At 60.7% G+C, this 26,191-nt stretch carries 20 protein-coding genes; 12 read left to right on the forward strand and 8 right to left on the reverse strand.

Annotated elements, in window-relative coordinates; genetic code table 11:
- The first annotated feature begins 385 nt into the window (after positions 1-385).
- From G5S42_RS22355 to G5S42_RS22390, 8 genes are all read left to right on the forward strand, one after another.
- On the forward strand, positions 386-1,306 hold the full coding sequence (locus G5S42_RS22355; RefSeq protein WP_176108770.1) for a bestrophin family protein: 921 nt from the start codon (positions 386-388) through the stop codon (positions 1,304-1,306).
- Positions 1,307-1,329: 23 nt separating this feature from the next.
- Entirely contained in the window at positions 1,330-2,163 is an 834-nt protein-coding gene (gene fdhD, locus G5S42_RS22360; RefSeq protein WP_176110593.1) for a formate dehydrogenase accessory sulfurtransferase FdhD, read from the forward strand.
- A gap of 225 nt (positions 2,164-2,388) precedes the next feature.
- Positions 2,389-2,643, forward strand: a complete 255-nt coding sequence (locus G5S42_RS22365) for a hypothetical protein (RefSeq protein ID WP_176108771.1) — start codon at positions 2,389-2,391, stop codon at positions 2,641-2,643.
- A gap of 544 nt (positions 2,644-3,187) precedes the next feature.
- Positions 3,188-5,515, forward strand: coding sequence for an FdhF/YdeP family oxidoreductase (locus G5S42_RS22370; RefSeq protein ID WP_176108772.1), 2,328 nt, complete (start codon positions 3,188-3,190; stop codon positions 5,513-5,515).
- Positions 5,516-5,587: 72 nt separating this feature from the next.
- Entirely contained in the window at positions 5,588-6,982 is a 1,395-nt protein-coding gene (locus G5S42_RS22375) for a cytochrome ubiquinol oxidase subunit I (protein WP_176108773.1), read from the forward strand.
- A 45-nt stretch (positions 6,983-7,027) separates the two neighbouring features.
- Positions 7,028-8,014 (forward strand): cytochrome d ubiquinol oxidase subunit II, encoded by a 987-nt coding sequence (gene cydB / locus G5S42_RS22380; RefSeq protein ID WP_176108774.1) that lies wholly within the window; start codon positions 7,028-7,030, stop codon positions 8,012-8,014.
- A 191-nt stretch (positions 8,015-8,205) separates the two neighbouring features.
- Positions 8,206-8,754 (forward strand): molybdenum cofactor biosynthesis protein MoaE, encoded by a 549-nt coding sequence (locus G5S42_RS22385; protein ID WP_246392046.1) that lies wholly within the window; start codon positions 8,206-8,208, stop codon positions 8,752-8,754.
- A gap of 41 nt (positions 8,755-8,795) precedes the next feature.
- Positions 8,796-9,053, forward strand: a complete 258-nt coding sequence (locus tag G5S42_RS22390; RefSeq protein WP_176108776.1) for a MoaD/ThiS family protein — start codon at positions 8,796-8,798, stop codon at positions 9,051-9,053.
- Positions 9,054-9,721: 668 nt separating this feature from the next.
- Here G5S42_RS22390 and G5S42_RS22395 read toward each other — a convergent pair.
- Positions 9,722-11,329 carry a peptidoglycan D,D-transpeptidase FtsI family protein gene (locus tag G5S42_RS22395; RefSeq protein ID WP_217709934.1) on the reverse strand — a complete coding sequence of 536 codons (1,608 nt, stop codon included), beginning with the start codon at positions 11,327-11,329 and terminating at the stop codon, positions 9,722-9,724.
- Between the two features lie 508 nt (positions 11,330-11,837).
- Complete coding sequence (locus tag G5S42_RS22400; protein WP_176108778.1) at positions 11,838-12,785, reverse strand: cupin domain-containing protein; 948 nt, start codon at positions 12,783-12,785, stop codon at positions 11,838-11,840.
- 623 nt (positions 12,786-13,408) lie between these two features.
- On the opposite strand from G5S42_RS22400, the gene G5S42_RS22405 reads away from it, so the two are divergent.
- Positions 13,409-15,457 carry an FUSC family protein gene (locus G5S42_RS22405; RefSeq protein WP_176108779.1) on the forward strand — a complete coding sequence of 683 codons (2,049 nt, stop codon included), beginning with the start codon at positions 13,409-13,411 and terminating at the stop codon, positions 15,455-15,457.
- 270 nt (positions 15,458-15,727) lie between these two features.
- Positions 15,728-16,552: a FadR/GntR family transcriptional regulator gene (locus G5S42_RS22410; RefSeq protein WP_176108780.1), complete on the forward strand. Its 825-nt coding sequence runs from the start codon at positions 15,728-15,730 to the stop codon at positions 16,550-16,552.
- 32 nt (positions 16,553-16,584) lie between these two features.
- Here G5S42_RS22410 and G5S42_RS22415 read toward each other — a convergent pair whose 3' ends face one another.
- The 5 genes from G5S42_RS22415 to G5S42_RS45780 form a co-directional block, all read right to left on the reverse strand.
- Positions 16,585-18,225, reverse strand: a complete 1,641-nt coding sequence (locus tag G5S42_RS22415; RefSeq protein ID WP_176108781.1) for an L-lactate permease — start codon at positions 18,223-18,225, stop codon at positions 16,585-16,587.
- Between the two features lie 173 nt (positions 18,226-18,398).
- Positions 18,399-19,634, reverse strand: a complete 1,236-nt coding sequence (gene glcF, locus G5S42_RS22420) for a glycolate oxidase subunit GlcF (RefSeq protein ID WP_176108782.1) — start codon at positions 19,632-19,634, stop codon at positions 18,399-18,401.
- 19 nt (positions 19,635-19,653) lie between these two features.
- Positions 19,654-20,721 carry a glycolate oxidase subunit GlcE gene (glcE, locus tag G5S42_RS22425; RefSeq protein ID WP_176108783.1) on the reverse strand — a complete coding sequence of 356 codons (1,068 nt, stop codon included), beginning with the start codon at positions 20,719-20,721 and terminating at the stop codon, positions 19,654-19,656.
- Positions 20,721-22,220: a glycolate oxidase subunit GlcD gene (gene glcD / locus G5S42_RS22430; protein ID WP_176110594.1), complete on the reverse strand. Its 1,500-nt coding sequence runs from the start codon at positions 22,218-22,220 to the stop codon at positions 20,721-20,723. Before glcD ends, glcE begins: the two co-directional genes overlap by 1 nt.
- 415 nt (positions 22,221-22,635) lie before the next feature.
- Positions 22,636-22,836, reverse strand: a complete 201-nt coding sequence (locus G5S42_RS45780; protein ID WP_176108784.1) for a hypothetical protein — start codon at positions 22,834-22,836, stop codon at positions 22,636-22,638.
- Positions 22,837-23,284: 448 nt separating this feature from the next.
- On the opposite strand from G5S42_RS45780, the gene G5S42_RS22445 reads away from it, so the two are divergent.
- A complete protein-coding gene (locus G5S42_RS22445; RefSeq protein ID WP_176108786.1) occupies positions 23,285-23,749 on the forward strand; it encodes a phosphate-starvation-inducible protein PsiE in 465 nt (154 codons plus the stop codon).
- A 106-nt stretch (positions 23,750-23,855) separates the two neighbouring features.
- Here G5S42_RS22445 and G5S42_RS22450 read toward each other — a convergent pair whose 3' ends face one another.
- The gene (locus G5S42_RS22450) at positions 23,856-24,782 is read right to left on the reverse strand and encodes a LysR family transcriptional regulator (RefSeq protein ID WP_176108787.1); all 927 of its coding nucleotides are present in this window, start codon (positions 24,780-24,782) and stop codon (positions 23,856-23,858) included.
- A 464-nt stretch (positions 24,783-25,246) separates the two neighbouring features.
- On the opposite strand from G5S42_RS22450, the gene G5S42_RS22455 reads away from it, so the two are divergent.
- On the forward strand, positions 25,247-26,191 hold the full coding sequence (locus G5S42_RS22455; RefSeq protein ID WP_246392047.1) for a YncE family protein: 945 nt from the start codon (positions 25,247-25,249) through the stop codon (positions 26,189-26,191).

A 26,191-nucleotide genomic window follows, 5' to 3' on the forward strand; every position in this document is an offset into this window, starting at 1 on the left:
TGGCTTCCCCAGCCCGAGATCCGCATCCACGAACTCAGCACGCTGTTGCTGAGCCCAGCGTCAGCGCGCCACGGTGACAATCGCTTGACACCGCGGCGCGGTCATTGAAATCGTACAAAGGCCTTGCTTTCATCGTCTTTACCAGCCCGGCTGTACAGCCCTCGGTCAACGGCCGGAGCCCGACAAAGACGCGGCGCACTGAAAAACTGTGCTCCACGTTCAGGCGCCGAAGTGTGCATTCGGCGCATTAGCCGGTTGAGCTAATCTTGCCGCTCCCAACCGGCAGAAGGACGCAGACGCGCGCAGTCGGACACGAGCCAACGCTTCTATCCGCCACTACGATGATGGTGCAACACCCTCCCGGGCCCATAGTGATTTCTTCGTTATGATCGTCCGCCCCCCACCTAACTGGTTTCGCATGCTTTTCGTGTGGCACGGATCCGTCCTCAAGGAAATCATCCCGCAACTGACATTTCTTGCCCTGGTGAGTGCGCTCGCCATGTATACCCATGGACGTATTCTCGGCGAGAAGATTCCGCTCAACACGGCGCCTTTCACACTTTGCGGCATCGCGCTCGCGATCTTCCTCGCGTTTAGAAACAATGCCAGCTATGAGCGCTATTGGGAGGCGAGGCACCTTTGGGGACGGGTACTTATCGCAGCACGTAACCTCACTTCACAGGTCAATCGATATGCATCCGACGACGCACGGCCGCTCGACCGCCAAGATATTTCGCGCTTGCTGATTGCGTTCGCGTATGCACTGAAGCATCAGCTTCGTCATACTGACCCATCAGCCGATATCGAAAGATTGTTGGGACCCGGGCTGGCGCGGAACTATCATGGCCTGACATTCACGCCGATCGTACTGCTCGATGAAGCCCGTCATCGCATCGCCGCACTCAATCGCGCAGGAACGCTGCCAGACACGCTGTTGTGGGTGATGGACAAACAACTGAACGATCTGGGCGCGGCCGTGGGCGGCTGCGAGCGCATTCACGCGACACCGATTCCGTTTGCGTACGGGGTACTCCTCCATCGGACAGTCTATGCTTACTGCGCTCTGCTGCCGTTCGGGCTCATCGACTCGATCGGTTTTGCCACACCACTCATCTGTGTATTCGTTTCTTACACGCTGATCGCGCTGGAGGCCATCGCCAGAGAAATCTCCGATCCATTCGCCCTGTCGCCTAATGGCCTGGCGCTCGACGCGATGACTCGCAATATCGAGCGCTCAGTCTGCGAACTGTGTGGCGAAGATGTGCCGCCCGCCCTGCAGCCGGGCCGGTTTTACGAACTCAGCTAACGTCACGCGTCAGGAACAGCGATATGTGTCAACCTTCAGGCATCGTAACCACGGGCAGCGTCGCTCGCTCCATTGTCAGGCACACCCGCGAGGATGCGCGCGGAAGCACTGACGTCGTTGTCGAAGAACTGCCGGTGGCGCTCGTTTTTAACGGAATATCTCATGCGGTCATGATGGCGACCCCAACCGATCTCGAACTGTTCGCTCTGGGATTCGCATTGAGCGAGGGGATCGTTGAGCGCGCGTCAGACGTTTTCGATTCGGAGGCGGTGATACATCCCGACAGTGCCGAGGTGCGTCTGACCATCTCACAACAGGCCTTCATGGCGCTGAAAGGCAAGCGGCGCGCGCTTGCGGGTCGTTCCGGTTGCGGCGTATGCGGTATCGAAAGCATCCAACTGCTCGACCTTTATCCCGATCGTTTGCACGACGCCAGCGCTGCACACTATATTGCCGCCAGAGCCGTAAGTCGCGCTGCGCATCACCTGCCTGCGCACCAGAGACTGATGCGCGAAACGGGAGGTGCCCACGCAGCGGCATGGTGCAGCACGGACGGTGCACTTCTTCGGGTCTTCGAAGATGTCGGGCGCCACAATGCACTCGACAAGTTGATCGGATACCTTGCACGCGAGCGCGCTGATACTGTCGCCGGTTTCGTGTTTCTCTCAAGTCGGGCAAGCTACGAGCTCGTTCGCAAGGCGGCGCGTTTCCAGATTTCAACGCTTGCGACCATTTCCGCGCCGACCTCGCTTGCGATCTCGGTAGCGCAGCGCGCGGGCATTCGACTGCTCAGCTTTTGTCGCGGCGACGGCTTCGTCGAATACGTGACGCCGAACGCGACTCTGTCGGGTTCGTGATCGCGTGCATCGCCCACCACTCGTGCATGCGATGTCGGGTTGCACTGTACTTCGCACCGAATCAGCGAACTGTGCATGCGGCGCAGATCGGTGGCGAAGTATTCTGCGTCGCTGACAATAGCTCGCTACCTGCATGTCGGTCGCGCACCGCACCCGCCACACGTCACACAGAGGTCTGCCTAATTGCAACCTGATGGAACCCCGCCCTCACCGCGGGTGAGCGACATGATCGTCGACATCATTCTCACCGCGCTCGCTGAAAGACAGGTGCGTCCGTTGCGGCCCGAAACAGCCGTCACCGCGGCTTGGCTCGCCGAGCACACGCGGTTGCCGACCGCCACCGTTCGACGCTATCTGCGCGCACTGATTGACTCGGGGGCAATCGACGAATGTCGGCTTCCTTCGCGTATCGTCGGGATCACGCTGAACGAGCAAGGGTTGGAGTTATTGGGCCGCACAAGCCGAGACGCAAATCAGTAAAACCTAACATGTACGGATAGCCCACCATCTTGACTAGGCGTCCGGCCAGCTTCCCAGCGTGTGCGGAGCGGCACGGTTCACGTCGACAGAAGCTGATACGGCGATCCGCGCGTTGGGCATGATTCGTCCATCCGGCGCTTGCCATCGCCCCTGCACAGACTGGTCACTAAGCAAACGCGGCCGGCCTTCGGGCACGGCTTTGGCACGGCACAGGCGCGCTACTGTGGCGATGATGATGCGGCGCCATTGGCTCGGCCGCCTGACCGACGGCACCCGCTCACCCGAGCGGTACACATCGTGGCGATCACAACATCCCTACCTTCCGCGAGCGTTAGTACGGGTCTATTTTCGTGATTTTTAGAAGCGCATATGCAGCACAGATGCTCAAACGCGTTGCCGCGGCTAGAACTGTACTTCAGCAACTAGGCGGATTCTGTGTGCCTTTGAACCCGGCGTTTACTTTTACTCTTTACGCAACTACACGCAGTGCGCGGCCGTCTGATATCGACACAGGTCGCCGCGCTAAGTCAACGGAACCACGGTTATGAGCAAGTCAAAGGCAAAGGGAAAAATCGAGGCATACCATCACCCCGCCGCGGGTTGGGGGGCACTCAAGTATGTCGCAATCAACCTGATTAAAGAACGTGTTTCAGGTGGCAACTACCGCACGCTGTTTAAACAAAACCAGCCGGATGGCTTCGACTGCCCCGGTTGTGCGTGGCCCGACCGTCAGCACGCGTCGACTTTTGAGTTCTGCGAGAACGGCGTTAAAGCAGTCGCGGCCGAGTCGACCACGAAGCGCGTTACACCGGCGTTCTTCGAGGAGCATACCGTCGAATCGCTGATGAAGCAGACAGACTACGAGCTCGAACAGCACGGCCGGCTAACCGATCCAATGGTGTACGACGCCTTCACCGACCGCTACAAGCCCATCGCGTGGCACGACGCTTTCGCACTGATCGCCAGGCACCTGACGCAGCTCGACTCTCCCGACCAGGCGGCGTTCTACACGTCTGGACGCGCGAGCAATGAAGCGGCGTTTCTCTACCAGTTGTTTGTGCGCATGTACGGGACGAACAACTTCCCCGACTGCTCGAACATGTGCCACGAGGCGACGAGCCGCGGCCTTCCGTCTACCGTTGGCATTGGTAAAGGTACCGTCACGCTTGACGATTTCGAACTCGCCGACACAATCATCATTTTCGGCCAGAATCCCGCGACCAATCACCCACGTATGCTCGGTGAACTGCGCGAAGCGTCGCGGCGCGGTGCCACCATCGTCTCGGTGAACCCGCTGCGCGAGCGCGGTCTCGAACGTTTCACGAGTCCTCAGCACGCCGCCGAAATGCTCACGTTCAGCAGCACGAAGATTGCTTCGACGTTCATTCAGCCCAAGCTGGGTGGGGATTTCGCGTTGATCAAGGGAGTGGCCAAGCACCTCGTCGAACTCGATGACAAGGCACTCGAGAACGGTACGGAACGGCTCCTCGACTTCGAGTTCATCAGCCAGCATACGCAAGGCTTCAGCGCGTTCGCGGACGACCTGCGCAGCGAATCCTGGTCGCTGCTGGAGACCGAATCCGGCGTTGCGCGTGAAGAGATCGAGGGACTTGCGCGCATCTACGCCAACGGAAAGCGCGTCATTGCGACGTGGGGGATGGGTATCACGCAGCACAAGCATTCAGTGCAGACCGTGCATATGCTGTCGAATTTGCTAATGATGCGCGGCAATATCGGTCGTGAAGGTGCCGGCCTTTGCCCGGTTCGTGGCCATTCGAATGTGCAGGGCAACCGTACCGTGGGCATCGAGGAAAAGCCCACGAAAGCCTTTCTTGACAGGCTCGGAATGGTTTTCGACTTCGATCCGCCTCGCGAACATGGTCTTGACGTAGTCGAAACCGTGGAGCACATGATCGATGGCCATGTGAAGGTGTTTCTGGGCCTCGGCGGCAATTTCGCCATGGCGACTCCCGACACGCCGCGCACGTTCGACGCGCTGCGTTCGTGCAATCTGACCGTGCATATCACGACAAAACTCAACCGCAGTCATCTTGTGCACGGCTCGGATGCGCTGATCCTGCCGACTCTCGGGCGCACCGAAATCGACGTACAAAACGGCGTTGCCCAAGGCATCACGGTCGAGGACTCTATGAGCATGGTCCACATCTCGTACGGCATGAACAAGCCGGCCTCGCCGAATCTGATGTCCGAGACGGCCATCGTGGCCAATATCGCTCACGCGACGCTCGGAAACGCGAAAGTCGACTGGCTCGCCTACGCCGCCGACTACGCGAAGATTCGCGACGCCATCGAGCAGGTGATCGACGGCTTTGATCGATACAACGAGCGCGTCGGGCAGCCTGGCGGTTTCCACCTGCGGGTGGCCTCGCGCGAGCGCGACTGGAAGACCTCTACCGGAAAAGCAAACTTCATCGTGCACGAGGTGCAGCGAGACACGCCTATCGCCCGCGCCAAGGCGCTTCATGGCGACCGGCTGATGACGCTCATGACGACGCGCTCGCACGATCAGTACAACACGACCATCTACGCCCTCGACGACCGATACCGCGGTGTATTCGGCCAACGGCGGGTCGTCTTCATCAATCCCGCCGACATCGAAATGCTCGGGTTCAGCAACGGCGATTGGGTCGACCTGACCACCGTCTGGGACGACAACCAGGAGCGGCGCGCCGAGCACTTCCGCCTGGTCGAATACGACATTCCGCGAGGCTGCATCGGCGCGTACTACCCGGAAACCAACCCGCTCGTGCCGCTGTCGAGCGTGGGCGACGTCTGCAACACGCCGACGTCCAAGTCGATTCCCGTGCTACTTCACCGCTCCTCGGAGCCGCCGGTCCTGCTCGCATTCTGATTCTCAACTGAGGAACCGGGTTGCGCCTCCTGCCAGGCGCATCCTCCCTTGTAACCTGCCTGGTGATCATTCATGTCTGTCGAAGCCTTAGACCTGGCGCGCGGCCAGTTCGCGCAGACCGCAATATTTCATATACTGTGGCCTATTCTCACGATAAGTCTTTCCGCGTTCCTGCTAGTCGTCGAAATCCTGTGGGTCAGGACCAGCAATGTCGACTGGTATCGCCACGCGCGATTCTGGAGCAAGCTGCTGCTCCTCAACTTTGCGGTCGGCGTTGTGAGTGGCATCCCGATGGAATTCCAGTTCGGCACGAACTGGGGTCCTTTCTCCGAGTACACCGGCCAGTTCTTCGGCAACATCCTGGGCTTTGAAGGCGCCATGGCCTTCATGCTGGAGGCCGGCTTCGTCGGCGTCATGATGCTCGGGTGGAACCGTGTGCCGAAGGGCGTGCACCTTTTCGCCACGGCAATGGTCGCGCTCGGCTCGTCCCTTTCGGCGTTCTGGATCATGGTGGCGAACTCATGGCTGCAAACTCCGGACGGCGTGGCTGTGGTCGACGGCAAGCTCGTCGTCACCGACTACGTGAAAGCGATTTTCAATCCCGATATGGCGTGGGGTGTGTCGCATATGTGGTTTGCCGCGCTCGAAACAGGCCTTGTCGTTGTCGCCGGAATTTCTGCTTACTTCCTGCTGAAGCGCCGTAATCCCGCGTTCTTCGTCCGTTCGTTCAAGCTCGCTCTGCTGATTCTGGCCGTTGTCGCGCCAGTCCAGATCTGGCTCGGCGACTCCAGCGGCGTAGACGTCTTCGCCACGCAGCCGGCCAAGGGCGCAGCAATCGAAGGCCACTGGGAAACGAATGCGCCTGGCACGGGCGCCAACTGGTCGTTGCTCGCGTGGCCGGACGCCGCCCAGCAGCGCAACGACTGGTCGCTCGAAGTGCCGGGCGCACTGAGTCTGCTCGCCAAGCACAGCCTCCACGGCCAGGTGACCGGTCTGAAGGACATTCCCGTCGAGAACCGGCCACCAATGATTCCGCTGCTGTACTACACATTCCGCGTGATGGCCGGCATCGGGTTCCTTTTCATGGTGCTGGCATTCTGGACGGTCTACGCGTTGCGCAAGTCGCGCGGCAACATCAATGCTCTGCTCGCCCGACGCAAGCTCCTGCTGGCATGGGTGCTCGCGATTCCGCTGCCATACATTGCGGTCGAGTGCGGCTGGATCGTCCGTGAAGTGGGGCGCCAACCGTGGATCGTCTACGGCCTGCTGCGCACCGACCACGCCGCCTCCGCCATTCCTGCCGGCCAAATCTCGGCCAGCATGAGCATGTTCGGGGTCTTCTACGTCGTGCTGATTACGTCGTTTTTCATCTTCGCGCGCCGCTGGCTGCGTCAAGGGCCGGACTTGACACTGATGCCACCGGTCGAGTCACAGCGCCATGTAGTCGCGCACACAGTCGAATATTGATTTTCAACGCATCCACCGATTCACATTTGAACACAGGATTTCAGCATGCCATCCGCATCGACACAGGAATTGCTAAATCAGGCGTGGTTTGGGCTGATCGGCCTCATGCTCATGCTGTACGTGGTAACCGACGGTTTCGATCTTGGCCTGGGCATCCTCACGCTGCTGCGCCGCAAGGAACACGACCGTGATCTCATGATCCAGTCCATAGGTCACGTCTGGGACGCAAACGAGACCTGGCTAGTCGCGCTCGGCGGCGCCCTCTTCGGCGCATTCCCGTCGGCCTACGCGATGATCCTCACGGACCTCTACGTCCCCGTGATGGTCCTGATCGCAAGCTTTATCATGCGTGGCGCCGCCATCGAATTCCGGCACGCAGCTCACTCGAGCAAGACGGTATGGGACCGGGTATTCGGGATCGGTAGCCTCCTCGCTGCAATCTCTCAGGGCATCGTGCTCGGCAAGGTCCTCACCGGGTTCGTGCCCGGCCTCTCAAGCCTCGGCTTCGTCGCCGTGACCGCGATCGGCGTCGTGTCCGGCTATTGCCTGCTCGGTGCCACGTGGGTCGTGAAAAAGACGACCGGTGCTATTCAAAGCTCCGCCCGTCGCGAAGCTACTGCCGCCGCATTCGCGACAGTCGTCGCAGCGCTCATCGTATCGTTGGCAACATTCAAGGTCAGTCCGGTCGGCGTGACGCGCTGGCATGAACACGCAGTTTTCAGTCTGCTGATCGCACTTGCGGTTTTCGCGGCCTTGGCATTCGTCTACGTCCTTTATTCGATTCATATGCGCGGCGAGAGCGGCCCGTTCATCGGTTCGACGCTACTTTTCGTGATTTCGTTCGCCGGGCTCGCGATCAGCCTGTTCCCGTACATCGTGCCGGGCAAATTGACAGTTGACGCCGCAGCCTCGGACAGCCCGACGCTTGCATTCATGCTGCTTGGGATCGGCATGGTGTTCCCGATTATGATCGGCTACAACCTTTACCAGTATCACCTCTTCCGCGGCAAGGTCGTGCCTGTCAAGCACTAGCACTCGCGAAGCGATACGCGGACGAGTGATGAAAGGGCGCTCCGCTCCTGCTGCACCCTACTAAATGTATCTGCCCAGAGTGCCACGCGACACAAGCCGGCTTGGGAAAGGCACATCAGACGGTACGCATGTCGCTCCTGAAGAGTTGAGCTGGTGCATACGCTTTTCAAACGAATATCGGAGAAATGGTCATGTCTGCCCTCGCCCCCGCGTCATCCGTCCAACCGTCCACTCGGTGTCCCGACAGCGATGACGAACACGCAACGCCAGGCGCCGGCATAGCCGCGGGCTTTGAAGTACGAGTGCAGCAGCAGCCTATCGTCGTCCAGACGGAAATCGCGCCCATCATGCGCAATCCGGACGTCGGTGCCGTCGTCAATTTCATCGGTGTTGTGCGCAATAGCGGCGATTTGGACGACGTCGTCTCACTGGAACTGGAGCACTACCCCGGCATGACCGAGCAGTCGCTCTGGGGCATCGTCGAAGAGGCTATTGCTCGCTGGAAAGTCGATGCAGTAAAGGTAGTCCACCGGACCGGACGCATTATGCTGGGCGACGCAGTTGTACTGGTCGTCGTGGCAGCGCCGCACCGGGCCGCCGCGTTCGAAGCGTGTGAGTTTGTCATGGACTTTCTGAAGATGCACGCCCCGCTTTGGAAAAAAGAGCATCGGCGAGACGGCGGGTCCGATTGGGTAGAAGCGAGACGAAGCGACGAACAAGCGATGCTGCGGTGGGGCTAAGCCCAGAGTCCCATTGCACGCACGGCAACTGGAAAACACAGATGAAGCTCAACATCAAATACTTCGCGAGCATTCGCGAGCAACTCGGCATCGGCGAGGAAATCGTCGTGGTCGATGTGCCGCATCTGACCGTCGATGCCCTTCGATCGATGCTAGCCTCGCGCGACGCACGAACAGCAGATGCATTGCACGAGGGCCGGCCCGTCCGCGCCGCGGTCAACCACCAAACTGTGGCAGGAAGTTTCTTCGTATGCGAAGACAGCGAAATTGCGTTCTTTCCCCCTGTCACTGGCGGTTAGATCGGCATCTGATCCGTACAACCAGCCTGCCCAGGCTTTTTCAAAGCAGAGCATCATGCTCACACAATAGGTCTCCAAGCCATGCGCTGAGGAAGTTGTACTAGCCCCGTGTCGGTCGGGCTGCAACGGCGAAGTGGACTGCAATTCAGTAGCGCGAACAATGGTTAAGCGACGCAGGATGAAGATGCGCATGGATTTCGAATGGAACATGCCCGTCAAAGTGCCGGGTTGATCCACGCAACCGGTTCTTTCGATGGGGAGCGTTCTCAATCTTCAATACCGCGTAAGTCGCATGCAGGATGAGCCTGATATCATCCCAACGGATCGAATGTGGTGAGACGTCCAAGTGTCACGAACGCAAGACCGGCTTCAGTCCATCGCGGCTCGCGGTAAAAGACACCGTTCATTTCTCTGGGGCGCAGAGAAGGGACTTACACATCAGTCGAGAGGTTAGCTTGATAACACTTGACGAACCGCTGCTCATGGAAGACATCTCGCCGCGACTCGATACGAAACAATGCAGTTCTCCACCTCTTTGCGTACGTTCTGCCGGACGCGCCCTGCTATGGCCACATTATCCCGGTTCACTTCGGGCACACTGGCGCCTATGCGACGACTCTCATCTGCGTTCGCGATCGAATCGACCGACGGCAACGCGTCCTCGAGGTCTAACGGAAGTCTCCGTTCGCAACTGGGCCGTCCTTGGCATCTGGCATGGGCATGTCGGGTGGCACGCCAAGTTCATGCATCGCTGCATATGCGATCCGGGCGAACACCGGCCCGGACACGTCACCGCCGAAATGCTTGGCTCCTTGGGGCTTGTCTACAGATACAGCTATCACGAGCCTCGGACTCCGAATCGGAATGATCCCCACGAACGATGCACGGTAGGCGTTCCGCTCGTATCCGTGGCGCGTCGCAGTGTAGGCCGTGCCCGTTTTACCGCCGACGCTATAGCCAGGCACCTGTGCGTCCGGCGCAGTACCACCCTTGGAAACGACGCTCTCCAGCATCGCCCGCATTTGGTCGGTGGTCCGTTGCGTGAACACCTGTGTGCCCGCCACAGTCGAACCATCCCGTTTGTATAGCGTAAGCGGGACGAGCCGACCATTGTTGGCGAACACCGTGTACGCCTCCGCAAGCTGGACGAGTGACATCGAGACGCCGTAGCCGTAAGACATCGTCGCCTGTTCGATTCGCCGCCATCTACTCCATGGTCGCACGATGCCGGCAGCCGCTCCTGGAAAGCCAAGCTTGGGCGGCCGGCCAAAACCCAATGCCGAGTAAAGCCCCCACATTTCCTCGGGCTTCATCGTCAGGGCAATCTTCGATGCGCCAATGTTGCTGGACTTCTGGATGACCTGGGCGACAGTCAGCGTACCGAAGTTCGCATCGTCAGTGATAACCGCGCCGTCAAGCGAAAATCGCCCGTCGGTTTCAACAATCGAACTGGGCGTAAGCCGACCCAGGTCGAGCGCGAGCGATACGGTTAGAGGCTTCATGATTGAGCCCGGTTCGAATACGTCGGTCACGGCGCGGTTGCGCAACGCGGGGCCGCGCAGGGCCGACCTGTCGTTGGGATCGTAGCTCGGGTAATTTGCAAGCGCGAGAACTTCTCCGGTGTGTCCGTCAACCACGATCGCGGATCCGCTTTCTGCATGGCTCGAAGTGACTGCGTCCCGGAGGGCCCCGTAAGCGATGTACTGGATGCTGCGGTCAAGCGCGAGCTCGATATCCGCCCCATGTTGAGGACTCTTTACGCTCCCGAGGTCACTCACGATATGGCCGACCCGATCGCGCACGACGAGTTCTCTCCCGTCCACCGAGTTGAGCTCACTTTGTGCTCCGAGTTCAACACCCTCCTCGCCCCGGCCCTCCGTATCCGTGAAACCGACCACCTGAGCGGTAACTGCACCTTCCGGGTACACGCGCTTATATTCGGGCAGCTCGTAAATACCTGGGATGGCGAGTTCTTCGACCTGACGGGCGACGTCTCGCGATATCTGATGCTTCAGATAGACGAACGTCTTGTCGCTTTCAATTTGAGTGTTCAGTTGCTGATCTGATATTCCTAGCAATTGCGCGAGCATGGCGAGCTTGCCTGGCTGCACATTGTCCGGAATCCCGCTTGCGTCCGCCCACACTGCCATCGTTGGGACGCTCGTAGCCAGCACGCGACCGTTGCGGTCGACGATTCGGCCTCGATCGGTCTGCAGGTCGATGACATGGTCGACACGCTCGTCTCCTTTCGATTGGTAGAAGCGACTATCGAGCACCTGAATCCAAAGGGCACGTGCAATGCACGCAGCGAAACCGATCGTTATCAAGGCCATAACGACCGTGGATCTGCCTCGGTGGCTGGAGGCCTTCAGGACCGGGCTTTCATTGAAAGTTACGCGACGGGTCATTTACGAAGCACACAGGGACTCTCACTTGCGGCAGGAGCTGTCAACGCCAGTGACATGTTCTGCTGGCAGGAAAGCAGTGAGAGTTTTCGTTGTAAGCGCACATGGAGCGACCCCGGCTCCCCGGAACAGAACCGTTTGATAACCGCCTCTTCACGCAATTTTGTCTCGTCATGCGAAAGATGACGGCGCGCGCCTTGCGGCTGCTTTTGCGACAAACAAGCGCGAATCCGCCGCGTCGGCACGCTGCGGATTAAATGCACCGCGCTCTCGCATGGAAAGGCTGAGCGCGGCGTCGCTACCGTTGAATATCTCTATTCTGTCGGTCCGTCGAGCACTGCGACGTTCTGCTGCCACCGGCGGACCGTCCGCCTCGCGTTTATCTCGCGAACTGGATGTCGAGAGACCGCAGATAAGTCTGCAGGCCAGCATCTTGAAGCGGGATAACGTGCGCGGCTTCGTCGGATTCGTTGAAGTGGGCGTGCCAGTAGCCAGGGGGAGTGACGAAGGCCATGCCCGGCGTCCAGTCCACGCGCACTGGGTCGACGATGTCGCCATTGGCATCCAGTTCCGTGCCAACGAGCGTATAGACACCCGGCTTGCAGTTGGGGATGAAGTCGAGCGCGATCGACTGATGGCGATGCGGTTTTTGCATCGTCTTCGGTGCAACGACACCGAACATGGCCCACATCGAATGCGTCACCGTGCGAGTCTGCGGAAAGTGGGCGTTACCGAGAAGGATGCTTACGCGGTTGCGTTGAGCTGCACCCGGAGCATTCGAAACCTTGTCGAGCTCTTCCTTCGCACGCGCCACCGGATACAGCGTCGGGGTGAAACGCGCACGCGAGAAGTCGGCGCCCAGATACGAAAGCAGAGGGCCGTCGTTAACGTAATAGAGACGAGCGGTGCCCTCGGCCGAAATCACAACCTCGCCGCCACCCGGAAGTGAAAAGAAATCGCCGGCGCCGAAGCTGAACGCCGTGCCGTTCTGTGCGACCGTGCCGTGTCCTTCTAGCACGTAAAACACCTGTGAGGTCGCGTTTGGGTTCACGGACACCTTTTCGCCTGCGACAATGCGCACGAAGCTGGCCATCAAGCCCGGACCCGTAGCCGGATAATCGACGCCGAGTTCGGACGAAAGGTCCAGCGGCACGATACGGGTAGGGCCGTCATCGTAGAGCGAGTTCAGGAACGTGCGATACGGCACGCGCGAAATCAGCTTCGCTCCGATCGGATTCGCAGACGACGTGTATTCGAAATACTCCGCGTCACGCGTGACTTCGTCGTCCTGGAGACTGAGCGTCGCAATAGAGGTCTTGTCAAGCATAGGATTCTCCAAAAAATTAGGTGCGTTGCTTGAAGGGCGCTACCGCTGACGTCGGCCGCAACCAACCTTTGCCGGCAGCGTTGACGCAAACTATAGGCGTTGCACCTTGCTATGCGGAACTACGCTCGCTCGAAATCACCTTTGCGTAAAGGGCATAACCGTCCTCCCTGCCGACGCTCGCATTCGACCTGCGCAGTGCCAACGCTGGATTGAAAATGTAGAGTCGAATTCGCGCAGGACAGGCGTCTCGCGCATCGAGCGGAAGTACCGAACCTGCAACTCTCTATTGCCGCGATGGGTATGCTGCGGCCCGCGGGTTGATAGCCCGCGGCTGCGCTTTGGCACGTCGCGCATATGCGTGCATGAATCGGACGGCAATACTCCGGCTGTTGCAGTGCAATGCTCGTCAATCGCTGTACCGCTCTGTGTATCGCTAGTCTGTACGCCCAAATGGGCACGTCGGTGGATAGAATTGATTCGGATTGACTCTCCGGGCAGGTGGAACGACGAACTGTTCTGACGGGAGCGAAGTAGAGGGCACGATGATCTTTTCCAAGCTTCACCGACTAACGGGTCAGTGCCGGTCTTTCCTTCGGGACTTAGCGCGGCGGCGACCCTCCTGGATGGTTTCCTTCGCCATGGAGGAAGCGAGCTTATCCGAAGGCATGAGGGCGGCTTGCGCGGCAACAGCGATGCTCGTCGTCGGAGAGTTGCTTCAGAACCGCCTATTTTCCTGGGCAGCAATTGGCGCGTTCTGGACGTGCCTCGCAGATGCCGGCGGATCGTCACGTCGGCGTCTTGTCTCGATGTTTGGCTTTGCCGTGATTTCCACCGTGATGGGTGGCCTTACCGCACTCGCGTCTGCGGCTGGTTTTAGCGCCGCGTGTGCCGCCGTGCTGGTGGTGTCGTTGTGCGCTGGCCTCGCCTCGATATGGGCACCCGCTGCCTATCAGGTTGCGCTGGTTAGCGCGACCACGTGTATCGTCATGGTGGATACTCCGATCCGCAGTCTTCATCAAGGAGTATCGCTGCTGGGCATCTATCTCGCCGGCTGCCTGCTGGCGACCTTGCTCAGCTTTAGCGTCTGGCGCATTCACCCGTCCAGAGCGAGCCGTTATGCTGTACGGCTCGTCTATCAGCGTCTTTCCGCCGCGGCTCGCGACATCGCAGCGCTTGCTACGAGACCGGGCGCGGCACAGGAGGACTGGACCCTCTGCACGACAGAGTTCCGGACACAAGTCAGACAGTCGCTCGAAACGGCTCGCGGCGCGCTGATCGGGCCGCCACCGTTGCGGTCCGAAGGGCGTCAACTGCTGGGCGATCTTCTGCTCGCACTCGACGACGCTGAATGGATCCTGGTGAGTCTCATCGTGATCTCCACTGCCCTCGAAAACGGCCGCGTACCGGATGAATCCGACCATCGGACCCTGTCTGAGCGCACCGCCCGGGTTGCACGGTGCATTGCCGCGTTGGGCGGCCTGCTTGCGCGAATCGCCCAACGGGTCGAGAAGCCTGTCACGCCGTTTCCTCATGAGCTGCGCGCGCGATTGCCTATCATTGCACGTCGCATCGAAGGCGTGCTGAATCAGACGTTGACGATCCGCTTCATTTCAACGGGTGTATCGAGTCTTGTGCCGCCGATGCCGTCGGCGTTGGAAGAGAAGAACTGGTGGCGTACGTTGCGAAAAACGACGCACGACGCGCTGCAAACGCTGCGCGCCAATCTTCACCCGAACTCGGTTGGTCTGCGGCATGCAGCGCGCCTTTGCTTTGCCACTACATCCGCCTTCGTCGTCGTGCGAAGTCTCCATATACCTTTCGGCTACTGGGCGACGATGGCGACGCTATTCGTCCTTCAGCCCGCGGGCGGAATGACCATGACGAGGAGTATGGAGCGGGCAGCCGGCAGCGCCGCGGGTGCATTGCTAGCCGCGGCGATTGGCCTGGCGATCCACAGTCCCGTCGCCATTTCCCTTGTCGTGTTCCCCCTGATCTGCTTAACGATGGGACTCCGCAGAGTCAGCTACAGCCTGTACGTCGTATTCCTGACACCGTCGTTCGTTCTCGTCGCCGATTTTGCAAAGCCTGCAAATGAATTCATGTACGCGGTCGATCGACTCGGGAACAACCTGCTCGGCTGTCTGGCAGCACTGTTGGCAACCTGGCTGATTCGATCGATCGGAGACCGCGAAAAGTTGTTGGACGCGGTCGATCGTGCCATCGAAGCGAACCTTGCGTACCTCGCCGCTGCCTGCCTATCATCCGCTAGTGCCGCCGACAGTGAAGTTTTGCGGCGCAAAGCCGGCCTTGCCAGCTCAGACGCGGAAGCGATGTGCCGGTTCAACTTGTCAATGCGAAGCCATCAGAGACTCGACCTCACCTTGACGCTGTCGCTGTTGCGACGGCTATTGGGTGCAGGGGCCGTAATCCAGAACTCGCCTGTATTCGCAAAGAAAAATACGACTTTCCAACATGCACTGTCGCGCGCGATCGAACAGGTCCGTGCTAAAGGCCGCGGGAGTCCCGCTCAGCAGCCAGTTATACGCCATTCGCCGCTCAGGCCCATCGAATACGAGGTTCTGCAGCAGTTAGCGCAGCTCGGGATATTGCGTCGCAAAGACGACGAACGAAAAGATGGGGAAGCGATCGTCTCACCTGACTCAGTCCGTTAAATATGCACATGACACTAGTCTCAGCGTGAGTTTCGTCAAACCCCAAAATCAACGGCTGCCCTGTATTTAAAGTTCGACGCCTCGGAATCACCGATCCGCTCCGGCTCCGCGATCGTTCGCGCAGTGGCTACTCTTCTCACGGCACCATGCTAATTTCGCTGGCCCTTTCAACGTTTAGTGGCGCCTTGCGCACCATATTCACGCGCGCGAACAACTGACTGGGCCTCTTCTCATTCGACAGCAAAGCGCCCTTCCGTCCCATTGCGGATTTTGTGTGAGAATCTTGGACTACACGGCCGTAGTACCGGTCAGTCAACGCTGCAGACTCACAACCAAAGGCCAGAAGAGGAAAAGAGGCTCATGTCTTACACCCCTATTGTTCCCCCGACGCGGTTCCGGCTGTCCGATGCCATCTGCCAGCAGCTCGAACAGCTGATCGTCGACGGCAAACTGCGCGGGGGAGAATCACTGCCTTCGGAGCGCGATCTCGCGCAGCAGCTCAATGTCTCACGACCGTCGTTGCGCGAAGCGCTGCTGCGACTCGAAGGCAGCAAGCTGCTCCGGGCGAAAACGGGGGGCGGCTACGTGATCGCCGACCCGAGCGCCCCGCTGATCGCGGAGCCTCTCGCCCATCTGATGGCGCGCCACCGCAAGGCGGCCGGTGACATTCTCGAGATGCGGGGCGGCCTGGAAGCCATTGCCGCCGAACTGGCTGCGGTGCGGGCCACGAAGTCCGACATCAAGAAAATCAAGTCGGCGCTAGACGCACTGGACGCCGCTTTTCAGCAGGACAATCCCTACGCCGTCGTGCCGGGCCAGCCTTCCCTGCCTTTACTCGATGCGACGTTTCACCTTCAGATTGCAGAGGCGACACACAACATCGTGCTCATTCATGTGATGCACGGACTGCACAACCTCGTGCAGCGATCCATCGAGGAAACCTATTCAGCTTTCGAAAAGCACGATGCGGATCTCTCCCATCTGATCAACCAGCATCGGCGCATCTACGACGCAATCCAGCAGCACGATCCCGTCGCCGCGCGCAACGCCTTGGTCACGCACCTGTCGTTCATCCGTGAGAACGCCACCCGCTAGTGGGGGCGCGGTTTTTCGCGCCCAGTCGGCCATCAGTGTGGCAGCGCGGGAATCATCCATGTAAGGACGTGCTGTTGCAGAAGGACGAGGACGCCGAGCAACAGCGTCAACAGTATGCTGTGCCCGAAGGTCCGCGCGAACACAACTCCTTCCTGACCTTTTAGCTCGGTCGTCGACACGCCCGTCGCGATGTTCTGCGGCGAGATCATCTTGCCCATGACGCCGCCCGATGAGTTGGTTGCCGCCATCAGAACCGGGCTAAGGTCAAGCTGTTTCGCCGCCACAACCTGCAGATTGCCAAATAGCGCGTTACCCGATGTGTCGCTGCCGGAGAGGAACACCGCCACCCACCCTAGCGACGCCGATACCAGCGGAAACAGCACACCGGTAGATGCGACGCCCATCCCTAACGTATAGCTCATGCCCGAATAGTTGAGCAGATAGGCAAGGCCGACGATCATCATCACGGTTGCGATAGCGATGCGGGTCTGCCTCCAGGTCTTCGCCACGCAGCCAAAAAAGCCGGCGATACCGACGCGGGTCCACAGGCCCGTAATAATGGCGGCGACCAGAATCGCCGTGCCGGTACCGAGCGGCTGCACGTCCCACACCGCAGCGTAGGGCTTGTGATACAGCGTTACGAACACGCCATTGTGCAAGCCCGGCCATTGCACCTTTGCCTCGCCGATCGACGCAATCTGCGCGTGCACCCAGACGATCACCACGACCGATACGACGATCCACGGCATCCAGCCGCCGTAGCCGGGGCGCTCGGTGCCGTGTGCATACGTCCCTGGACGCGACATCGCAAAAGCAGGGTCGCGCTGCGGCCGCCAGACCTTGAGGAACCCAATGGTCAAAATTAGCGACGTGAGCGACGACAGCACGTCAGTCAACTGGTATCCCAGGTAGTTGGACGTTACAAACTGTGTAAGCGCGAAGCTGCCGCCCGAGACGACGAGCGCGGGCCACAGTTTCGGGATCGAGCGTACGCCGCCATAGATCGAGATCACGTAGAACGGCAGCAGGAACGCGAAGAACGGCAATTGCCGCCCCACCATCGCACCGAGCGTTCCGGCGTGAAGCGATGTCACCGCACCGAGCACCGTTATCGGCACTCCGAGTGCGCCGAAAGCCACCGGTGCAGTGTTGAAGATGAGGGTGAAGCTGAGTGCCTCAAGTGCGGGGAAGCCAAGGCCCACAAGCAGTGCACTGGTAATCGCCACGGGAGTGCCGAATCCAGAGATCCCTTCGAGCAAGCAACCGAACGAGAACGCGACGACGAGCAGCACAAGGCGCCTGTCGTCGGGCAGATGATCGAGCATCCACTGACGGAACTCGTCGAAGCGGCCCGACTTCACGGCAATGTTGTAAAGCAGGAGCGCGGTGAAGACGATCCACATCACAGGCATCAGGGCGAGCGCCATGCCGGCCGCGACCGCGTTAAGCGCGAGCCCGACGGGCATGCCCCAGATACCGACGGCAATCGCGAACCCGCAGATCAGGCCCGCGATCGAGGCCTGCCACGCTGGGCGCCGGAGTACACCCAGCATGACGAGCGCAACCCCGATCGGGACGGCCGCAACCAGAAACGACAAGAGTAGCGAGTGCGCCACTGGCGTGAGAGGTTGTGCGAAGACCGCACCCGAGGGTAATGCCGTTGCCGGATTCATTTTGTCTCCTTGGCCTGTTCTACCGGGCCGTGTGAATTGACGGGGCGCCGTTGACGATCGCGTAGGGCGTATCAGGCTGCCGGTCCTGTCACGCGTGCGATTCGCTTGCTGCGCATCAGCAGGCGCCGCGCGCCGAAAAGTCTGTGGCGGCCGCCGTTTTAAGCCTGCAGGGCTCAGGCGGACTGATCCAAGCCCTCTTCCACCAGTTCTATCCAGTGTTGCACTTGCTTGCGGCCCGCGCTATTAAGGTGGGTCTGGCATCCGATATTCGCGGTCACGATCGCGTCCGGGCCGCCCGCTTCGAGAGCGGCGAGCTTGTTGTCGCGCAGTCTGCGTGCCAGTTCCGGCTGGGTGATCGAGTACGTGCCGGCCGATCCGCAACAAAGATGCGCATCCGCGACAGCGGAGAGATCGAAGCCCAGCCGACGCAGCACTGCTTCGACCGCCCCTCCAAGCTTCTGCGCATGCTGGAGCGTGCAGGGGCAATGAAACGCGATACGACTCGGTCCGTGTCCTACCTGCCGAGTGAGAGTCTCGAGCGGCTCGGCACTCAGCACTTCGGACAGGTCGCGTGCGAGAGAACTCACGTGCCGAGCCCTCTGCGCGTAGACCTGATCGTGCTTGAGCATGTCCCCGTATTCCTTGACGTATGCACCGCAGCCGCTTGCCGGCACTACGATCGCTTCGGCGCCGGCCGTGATCGCGGGCCACCAGGCGTCGATATTGCGGCGCGCCCGGTTCAGCCCCGTTTCGTGCGCGCCAAGGTGATAGTCGGTCGCACCACAGCAGCCGGCCTGCGCAACCGCAGTCACACTAATGCCCAGCCTGTCGAGTACACGGGCGGCCGCAGCGTTCGTGTTCGGCGAAAGCGACGGCTGCACGCAACCTTCAACCAAAAGCATGCGCCTCGCATGGCGAACTGCCGGACGCGCTTTCGCCTTCACCTGAGGTCCCGGAATCTTCTGCCGCAGCGCTTCCGGCATCAGCGGTTTGAGCGCACGCCCCGCTTTGAGCGCGGTCGCAAACAGCGAGGCCCGGGGTATCAGCTGCCGCAGCCCGTCACGTAACAGGCGTTCCTTCGCGGGCCGAGCGACGCGCCGCTCGACTTCCGCCCGCCCGATATCGAGCAGCGTGTGATACTTCACGCCCGACGGACACGTCGTCTCGCAGTTGCGGCAACTGAGGCAGCGATCCAGATGCAGTTGTGTGGTCTCGCTGACGGGCTCGCCTTCGAGCACCTGCTTGATCAAATAGATCCTTCCGCGTGGACCGTCGAGCTCGTTGCCAAGCAACTGGTACGTCGGACAGGTTGCATTGCAAAAGCCGCAGTGCACGCAGGAGCGCAGAATCGACTCTGCTTCATCGGCGCGCGCGAGCGTCTTTGCTTCGGTACTGAGGTTCGTTTGCATAGCGTAGGCGCGTTGACGTTCAGAAATCCGCGTAGAGGCGGCCGGGATTGAAGATCGCGTATGGATCGAGCTGCTGCTTGAGCGCACGGTGATAGCGCATCAGCGCAGCGGGCAGCGGATGAAACGCTTCGCCGCTGGCGACGGCGGAAAATCCAGTTGCATGGCCGCCAAGACGCTGCGCCAACTCGCGCACCACCTTCGCGGACGCGTCACTCTTCAGCCAGCGCTGTGCGCCGCCCCAGTCGATCAGGCAGGGGCCCGGCAGTTCGATGAGCGGTGCCGTCGGGGGCACGGAAAGACGCCATAGCGGGCGCGCATCGTCGAAAAAAGACAAGCGCTGCTCCCGAAGCGCGCGCCAGAACGTTGAGTCGGTGCCAGCGCCTCCGATGCGCGCGTGCGCGCCACGCACGGATTCCACGCCTCCCTCGAGACGAAGATGGAGGGTCGCGCCATCGTGGCATGCGCCGGCGATCGGCAGCCCAGCCCACCGCCACGCGGCCAGTTGGGTCAAGGCCGCTGCCGCGGGCATGTCGACTTCAATATGTCGCGTCGCGCGCGGCTTCGGCAGTACCTTCAACGATACTTCGGTCAACAGTCCGAGGCACCCGAAGCTACCCGTCACGAGTCGGGAAACATCGTAGCCCGCTACGTTTTTCATTACCTCGCCGCCGAATCGCAAATGCCGTCCCTGCCCCGTAATCAGGCGGCAGCCGAGCACGAAGTCGCGCACTGAGCCTACCCACGGTCTGCGCGGTCCGGCAAGCCCGCTCGCGACCATGCCACCAACGGTCGCGGCCCCGCCGAAGCTCGCGACCTCGCACGGCAGCATCTGGCCAGAGTCGTCGAGCACGTCATCGAGTTCGCTGACTGGCGTACCCGCACGCACCGTGATGACGAGTTCGGTCGGATCATAGTTCACGATGCCACGATGCGCCCGCGTGTCGATCGGCGCCGCATCGACTTGCCGGCCCGGAAACGGTTTGCTTCCTCCACCGCGAATGAAAAGCGGCGCTCTCGCTGCGATGGCCTCGCAAACCTGCTCGATCAGCACTGCGCTGTGGTCGTGAGCTTGAGAGTCTTGTCGCATCAGAATCGCTCCAGTTCGGGAAACGGTAACCTGCCGAAATGCACGTGCATGGCGCCGAACTCGGCACAGCGATGCAACGTCGGGATGTTCTTACCCGGGTTAAGCAGACCATTGGAATCGAATGCGGTCTTTACCGCGTGGAAGAACCGCAGCTCGTCGTGGTTGAACTGCGAGCACATCTGGTTGATCTTCTCGCGCCCGACGCCGTGCTCTCCCGTGATGCTGCCACCGACAGCCACGCACAATTCGAGAATTCGGCCACCAAGCGCTTCCGCGCGGTCCATTTCCCCGGGTACGTTTGCATCGAAGAGAATGAGCGGATGCATGTTGCCGTCGCCTGCATGAAAAACGTTGGCAACGCGCAAGCCAAATTCAGCAGAAAGATCGGCGATACCCTGCAGCACGCGCGGCAATTCGCGGCGAGGAATCGTGCCATCCATGCAGTAGTAGTCTGGCGAAATACGTCCCACCGCCGGAAATGCGTTTTTACGCCCAGCCCAGAACTTCAGACGCTCGCTCTCGTCGCGCGCATGCCGCACATCGGTGGCTCCGGCTTCGCGCAGGATCGCATCGACGTGGGCAACGTCCTCATCGACGTCGCTTTGTACCCCGTCCAGTTCACAGAGCAGGATCGCCTCGGCGTCGACCGGGTATCCCGCCTTCACAAAGTCTTCGGCGGCTCGGATCGAGAGGTTGTCCATCATCTCGAGGCCACCAGGGATGATCCCTTCGCCAATGATCTTCGCGACTGCCGCGCCGGCGCGGGCGACGTCGTCGAAGCTCGCGAGCAGGACCTTCGCGGCCTGAACCTTTGGCAAGAGTCTGACGGTCACTTCGGTGACAATGCCGAGCATGCCCTCCGAGCCGGTGAATAGAGCGAGCAGGTCGAAGCCCGGCGCGTCGAGTGAGTCGGCACCGAGTGTGAGGCGCTCTCCTTCGATGGTCAGCACTTCGACCTTCACGATGTTATGGACGGTCAGGCCGTATTTCAGGCAGTGGACGCCGCCGGCGTTTTCCGCGACGTTTCCGCCGATCGAACACGCGATCTGTGACGATGGATCGGGCGCGTAGTAGAGCCCGTGCGGAGCAGCTGCCTGCGAAATGGCGAGATTGCGCACTCCGGGCTGCACCCGCGCAGTGAGCGCCGCGACGTCGATGTCGAGAATCCGATTGAATCGCGCCATCACGAGCAGGATGCCCCGCTCGAGTGGCATCGCGCCACCGGAAAGGCCTGTGCCAGCTCCGCGCGCAACGACGGGAACCCCGTGCCGGTGTGCGTACTTCAGGAGCGCCTCGACCTGCTCCACGCTGTCAGGCAGCGCAACAACCTGCGGGGTGCAACGATAGGCTGCAAGTCCGTCGCATTCAAAGGGCCTGAGATCCTCGCGCGCATGCAGCAACTCCATGTGAGGAACCGCAGTGCGCAGTCCAACCACGAGGGCCGCCTTATCGATCAACGGCAGCGGGCCGTCAATCTTTTCGTCGTACCGGTAGCTCATAGCGCAGCCCTCACCAACCGGCGAAGCCGCCCTCTCGAGCCATACCACGTCTGCAATGACATAACGTCTCCTCCATTCCCGGCAACGGCGTCTTCCGTCGCGGTTCGGCTGATTGGATTCTTGTATTTTGGTCGACTGGTCGACCACCCGACCGAATATTAGGCAGTCAGATTTGGGGGAGATACGAGTGGAAACCCGAGCGCGTTGATCCTTGTCAGTCGGCGAACCGGCGACGGATCTCGCAGCGTCATTTGCACGCGGCCTGCCAAGCCGCACGGGTGCGAGGGGCGGACACTTCGCCGAAATGTGCGGTCCGTCGTTCGGCAATTGGCAATCCCGGTTGCGCAAATGTGTTTTGCACATCGGGGGGATCCTCGCACCCGAGACGCCCCGACCGGTGAGCGCGCTGAACACGTTAGCCGACGAAGCCAAAAGCCAGCAACGCGCAACGGCCGCCGCACAACTCTTGCTGAAGATCATGACCAATTGCTAGGTGGCAGGCGCGGTGAACTGTCTTGACGCGGTGACAGCCCAGCGTATCGCACTGGCGAACGAGCGCAACGGAGAGCAGATCGCTGGGCGACGGCTCGCCGCCCAGCGCCTCGAGGAGATGCACGCTAGCATCGCCCGCGCGTCTTTGGACACCCAAGGTGCGACGCCTTTGGCCGCGCGAACCTCAGGAGCCTCACCCCGGCCGAAGCGCCAGTGCGCGATTCGTTCTGCCGGCAAACGTCGGCACGAAAGAAGCAGTGGAAGAGGCGCTCAATAGCCCTGCGTCGTGCGGGTGCTTCGAGCGTGCAAGAAATTTAGCGTTCTCGATGATGCGGGAAAGCCGTTCGCATTCTTTTAGATTCGATTCGAGCAGCTTTCGGAACCACGGGTGGCGCCGCCCGAGCGCAATTGCGAGGGGCTGTGCTTTCCACACATACACCGAACTGTGCACCTTAGGTTCAAAGGCACGCGGGTAAGCTGAACGGATTGGGTCCATTCGGCATCCGTTGTCGTCGAGGAAAGCTGATAAAGACGCGGTGGCATCCGCCTGCTGCGTTATTGATACCTGACATATGACTGTGACAAAGAACCGCCACTACTTGATCGAGAGCGCAGCCGAAAGCGTGCGCCGGCGTTTCGGAGGCTTCCTGTGTGTCATTGAACTGCTCGGTCTCGTCATCATCGGTCTCGCCACTGCCTACGCTATCGGACAAGAGGCCTGGAAAATCATTCGCGCCGGTGACGTGTCACTGACAGATCTGCTGTTGATGTTCCTCTATCTGGAAGTGCTCGCGATGGATGTGCGGTATCTTCGGCTCGGTCAGTTGCCAGTCCGGTTCCCGCTGTACATCGCCATGGCGTCCCTCGCGCGCGATCTGATATTACGTGGAATGGCCGATGGCTGGCAGCAGTTGCTGACGACTACCGCAGGCATAGCGCTCGTCGCAGCAAGTGTGTTAATTCTCCACGTTGAACAGCAGCGGGCCACGGCAGCAGGAGGCAATAGCCAACCCGAGGCCGAAAGGCGGGAGCATTGATCACCGGAATACCCAGTGTGCGGCTTGCCACGCGCGGGCCGTTGCACGCAGAGACGGCTTCGCCTGTCTGCCGCGTCACCGACCGCGACAAGCGGGAGCATGGCACTCAGAAGTCCCAGTATCCTTCCCGGCCGAACAATTCGGCGTAGAAGTCGATAAAGGCGCGCACCTTGGTAGATACGGTCTTTTTCGGCGGATAGACCGCCCAGATTGCCGGCATGGCGGCTTTGGGTTGTGCCTCCCACTCGGGCAGCAGTTGGCTGAGCGCGCCGGAGCGCACGGCCTCGCCGATCGCCCACGAAGGCAGAAACGCGATGCCGCAGCCCGCAATCGCCAGGTCGAGCAGCGCATCGGTATCGTCCGCGCGGACGCGTCCCTGCAGACGCACCGTCACGGTTGCCGGATCCGCCGCTGCGGACCGGTGGACGAACACCCATCGGTCGTCTGCGGCGAGCGAAAAGCGCACCGCGGCATGAGCGGCGAGTTCGTCAGGGGTAGCCGGCGCGCCGTGCCGGGCGATGTAGTCAGGGCTCGCGCAAATCACGCGCCGGTGGGGCGCAAGCCGCCGGGCCATCAGTTGCGAGTCCGGCAACGCGCCGATCCGAATTGCCAGATCGACGCCGGAGTCGATGACGTTGACAACATCGTCGGTCAAGCTTGCATCGACATCGATCTGCGGAAATCGCTCCATAAACTCCGGAAGATGGCGCATCACATGACGCCTGCCGAACGAGGCGGGCATCGTCACGCGCAACAAGCCACGTGGCGAAGCGTTGAGCGCCGCCGTGACGGCTCGTGCGTCTTCGAGATTTTTCAACACCTGCACGGCCTGTTCGTAGAACACACGCCCCGCCTCGGTCAGGACCAGTCCCCGTGTGGAGCGGTTGAAAAGCGCGATGGTCAGATCCCTCTCGAGATCTGTCACGTACCGGGAAACCGTCGACGTCTTGACGGAGATTTTGGCTGCGGCCTTGCTCATGCTGCCTTCCTCCGCGGCACAGCAGAAGGCACGCATCGCGGAGAAATAATCCATTGGTCGGCGCTCCAGGAAGAAAAGGACGCACGCAATGCTGCCTGCTTGCATGCCAGCGCATTGTACGACGCGCGCCGCCACGAGCTATCCCTTTGGCGCAAAGCTCATTTGCGCGCGGCGCAATTCTGGCGTGCGACCGTTGATCGTATAGTCGAATCAGCAGTCTCCCACGGGCGTCGCGATGAACCATGGCATCACATGGAGCAACGCCTTCAGGCGTGCGCGTGGACTGAAGGCGCAGGCCTTGCACATCAACGGCCCGCGCCGCCACGCTGCACCGCTTCCAGGCAAGGCCGATGTGCGGCAGCTCGCGGTGCGGAAACACACAGCGTTCGAGAACCGCCGCCGAACGCGATCTCGCCGCTATCGCTGATCAATTCTTTACAGCTTCCATGAGAACTTCACGTCGCACCTTGCTGGGCCAAAGTCTCGCCCTTCCTCTCAGTCTAGGCCTTGCGCCGTGGTTGTCTCTGCGCAGCGCGAAAGCCAACGCCGAGCCGCAATCGCTCGCGATCGTGATGAATTCGGGGGAGGCGAGCGTGTCGGTGATCGACATGGCCTCGCGCGCGGTAATCCGCACGCTGCCCACGATGCGCGAACCGAGTCATTGGGCGCTGTCCCCGGACAGGAGCAAGCTCTACATTGCGGACGCCAGCGGCAACGCGCTGTTCATTGTAGATCCGCGCACTGGCACGTCACTGGGACACAGGACGATCGCCGACCCGTATCAGCTCGGCTTTACACCTGACCGCCGTTACCTCGTCATCAACGCACTGCGAATCAACTACGTGGACATCTATCGCGCGGACGACCTGACGCTGGCCAAGCGCTTTTCTCCGGGGGAAATGCCGAGCCATCTCGACTTCTCGCCCGACTCGCGCTGGAGCTTCAATTCGATGCAGGAGTCGAGCACGCTCGTATCGTTCGACCTGCAGACCATGACGATCCGGTGGAAGTCGAAACTCGGCTCGACTCCTGCGGGCGTGCTGTGGCACAACGGCAAGGTGCTGGTCTGCGTGATGGGCGCGGATCACGTGGCCGAAGTCGATCCGGTCACGGGCGCGGTCCTGCGGCGCATCAAGACCGGAATCGGTCCGCACAACCTCTTTCTGACGCCCGATCGCAAGACGCTATATGTCACCAACCGCGTGGGCGGTTCCCTCGCGGCGCTCGACGCGGCCACGCTGGAGCTACGCCGCACTTATCCGCTCCACGCCGGAGGCCCCGACGACCTCAGCATTGCCCCGGACGGCAAGGTCTGGGTCACCCTGCGATTCCGCGAGCAGGTTGGCGTTCTCGACCCGGACACCGGTCACTACGACACCATCGACGTAGGCCGCTCGCCGCACGGCATTTTTCTCTCCACGCAACTGAGCCATCCGGGCTACGTTTCGGCCGAACTTCTGTAG

The sequence above is a fragment of the Paraburkholderia youngii genome (assembly GCF_013366925.1).
In the GTDB taxonomy this organism is placed as follows: domain Bacteria; phylum Pseudomonadota; class Gammaproteobacteria; order Burkholderiales; family Burkholderiaceae; genus Paraburkholderia; species Paraburkholderia youngii.

What these genes read in the sequence shown, in the direction of transcription:
- G5S42_RS22355 (WP_176108770.1), top strand. Translation starts at nt 386, where the DNA reads ATGATCGTCCGCCCCCCACCTAACTGGTTTCGCATGCTTTTCGTGTGG.
- fdhD (WP_176110593.1), top strand. Translation starts at nt 1,330, where the DNA reads ATGTGTCAACCTTCAGGCATCGTAACCACGGGCAGCGTCGCTCGCTCC.
- G5S42_RS22365 (WP_176108771.1), top strand. Translation starts at nt 2,389, where the DNA reads ATGATCGTCGACATCATTCTCACCGCGCTCGCTGAAAGACAGGTGCGT.
- G5S42_RS22370 (WP_176108772.1), top strand. Translation starts at nt 3,188, where the DNA reads ATGAGCAAGTCAAAGGCAAAGGGAAAAATCGAGGCATACCATCACCCC.
- G5S42_RS22375 (WP_176108773.1), top strand. Translation starts at nt 5,588, where the DNA reads ATGTCTGTCGAAGCCTTAGACCTGGCGCGCGGCCAGTTCGCGCAGACC.
- cydB (WP_176108774.1), top strand. Translation starts at nt 7,028, where the DNA reads ATGCCATCCGCATCGACACAGGAATTGCTAAATCAGGCGTGGTTTGGG.
- G5S42_RS22385 (WP_246392046.1), top strand. Translation starts at nt 8,206, where the DNA reads ATGTCTGCCCTCGCCCCCGCGTCATCCGTCCAACCGTCCACTCGGTGT.
- G5S42_RS22390 (WP_176108776.1), top strand. Translation starts at nt 8,796, where the DNA reads ATGAAGCTCAACATCAAATACTTCGCGAGCATTCGCGAGCAACTCGGC.
- G5S42_RS22400 (WP_176108778.1), bottom strand. Translation starts at nt 12,785, where the DNA reads ATGCTTGACAAGACCTCTATTGCGACGCTCAGTCTCCAGGACGACGAA.
- G5S42_RS22405 (WP_176108779.1), top strand. Translation starts at nt 13,409, where the DNA reads ATGGTTTCCTTCGCCATGGAGGAAGCGAGCTTATCCGAAGGCATGAGG.
- G5S42_RS22415 (WP_176108781.1), bottom strand. Translation starts at nt 18,225, where the DNA reads ATGAATCCGGCAACGGCATTACCCTCGGGTGCGGTCTTCGCACAACCT.
- glcF (WP_176108782.1), bottom strand. Translation starts at nt 19,634, where the DNA reads ATGCAAACGAACCTCAGTACCGAAGCAAAGACGCTCGCGCGCGCCGAT.
- glcE (WP_176108783.1), bottom strand. Translation starts at nt 20,721, where the DNA reads ATGCGACAAGACTCTCAAGCTCACGACCACAGCGCAGTGCTGATCGAG.
- glcD (WP_176110594.1), bottom strand. Translation starts at nt 22,220, where the DNA reads ATGAGCTACCGGTACGACGAAAAGATTGACGGCCCGCTGCCGTTGATC.
- G5S42_RS22445 (WP_176108786.1), top strand. Translation starts at nt 23,285, where the DNA reads ATGACTGTGACAAAGAACCGCCACTACTTGATCGAGAGCGCAGCCGAA.
- G5S42_RS22450 (WP_176108787.1), bottom strand. Translation starts at nt 24,782, where the DNA reads ATGGATTATTTCTCCGCGATGCGTGCCTTCTGCTGTGCCGCGGAGGAA.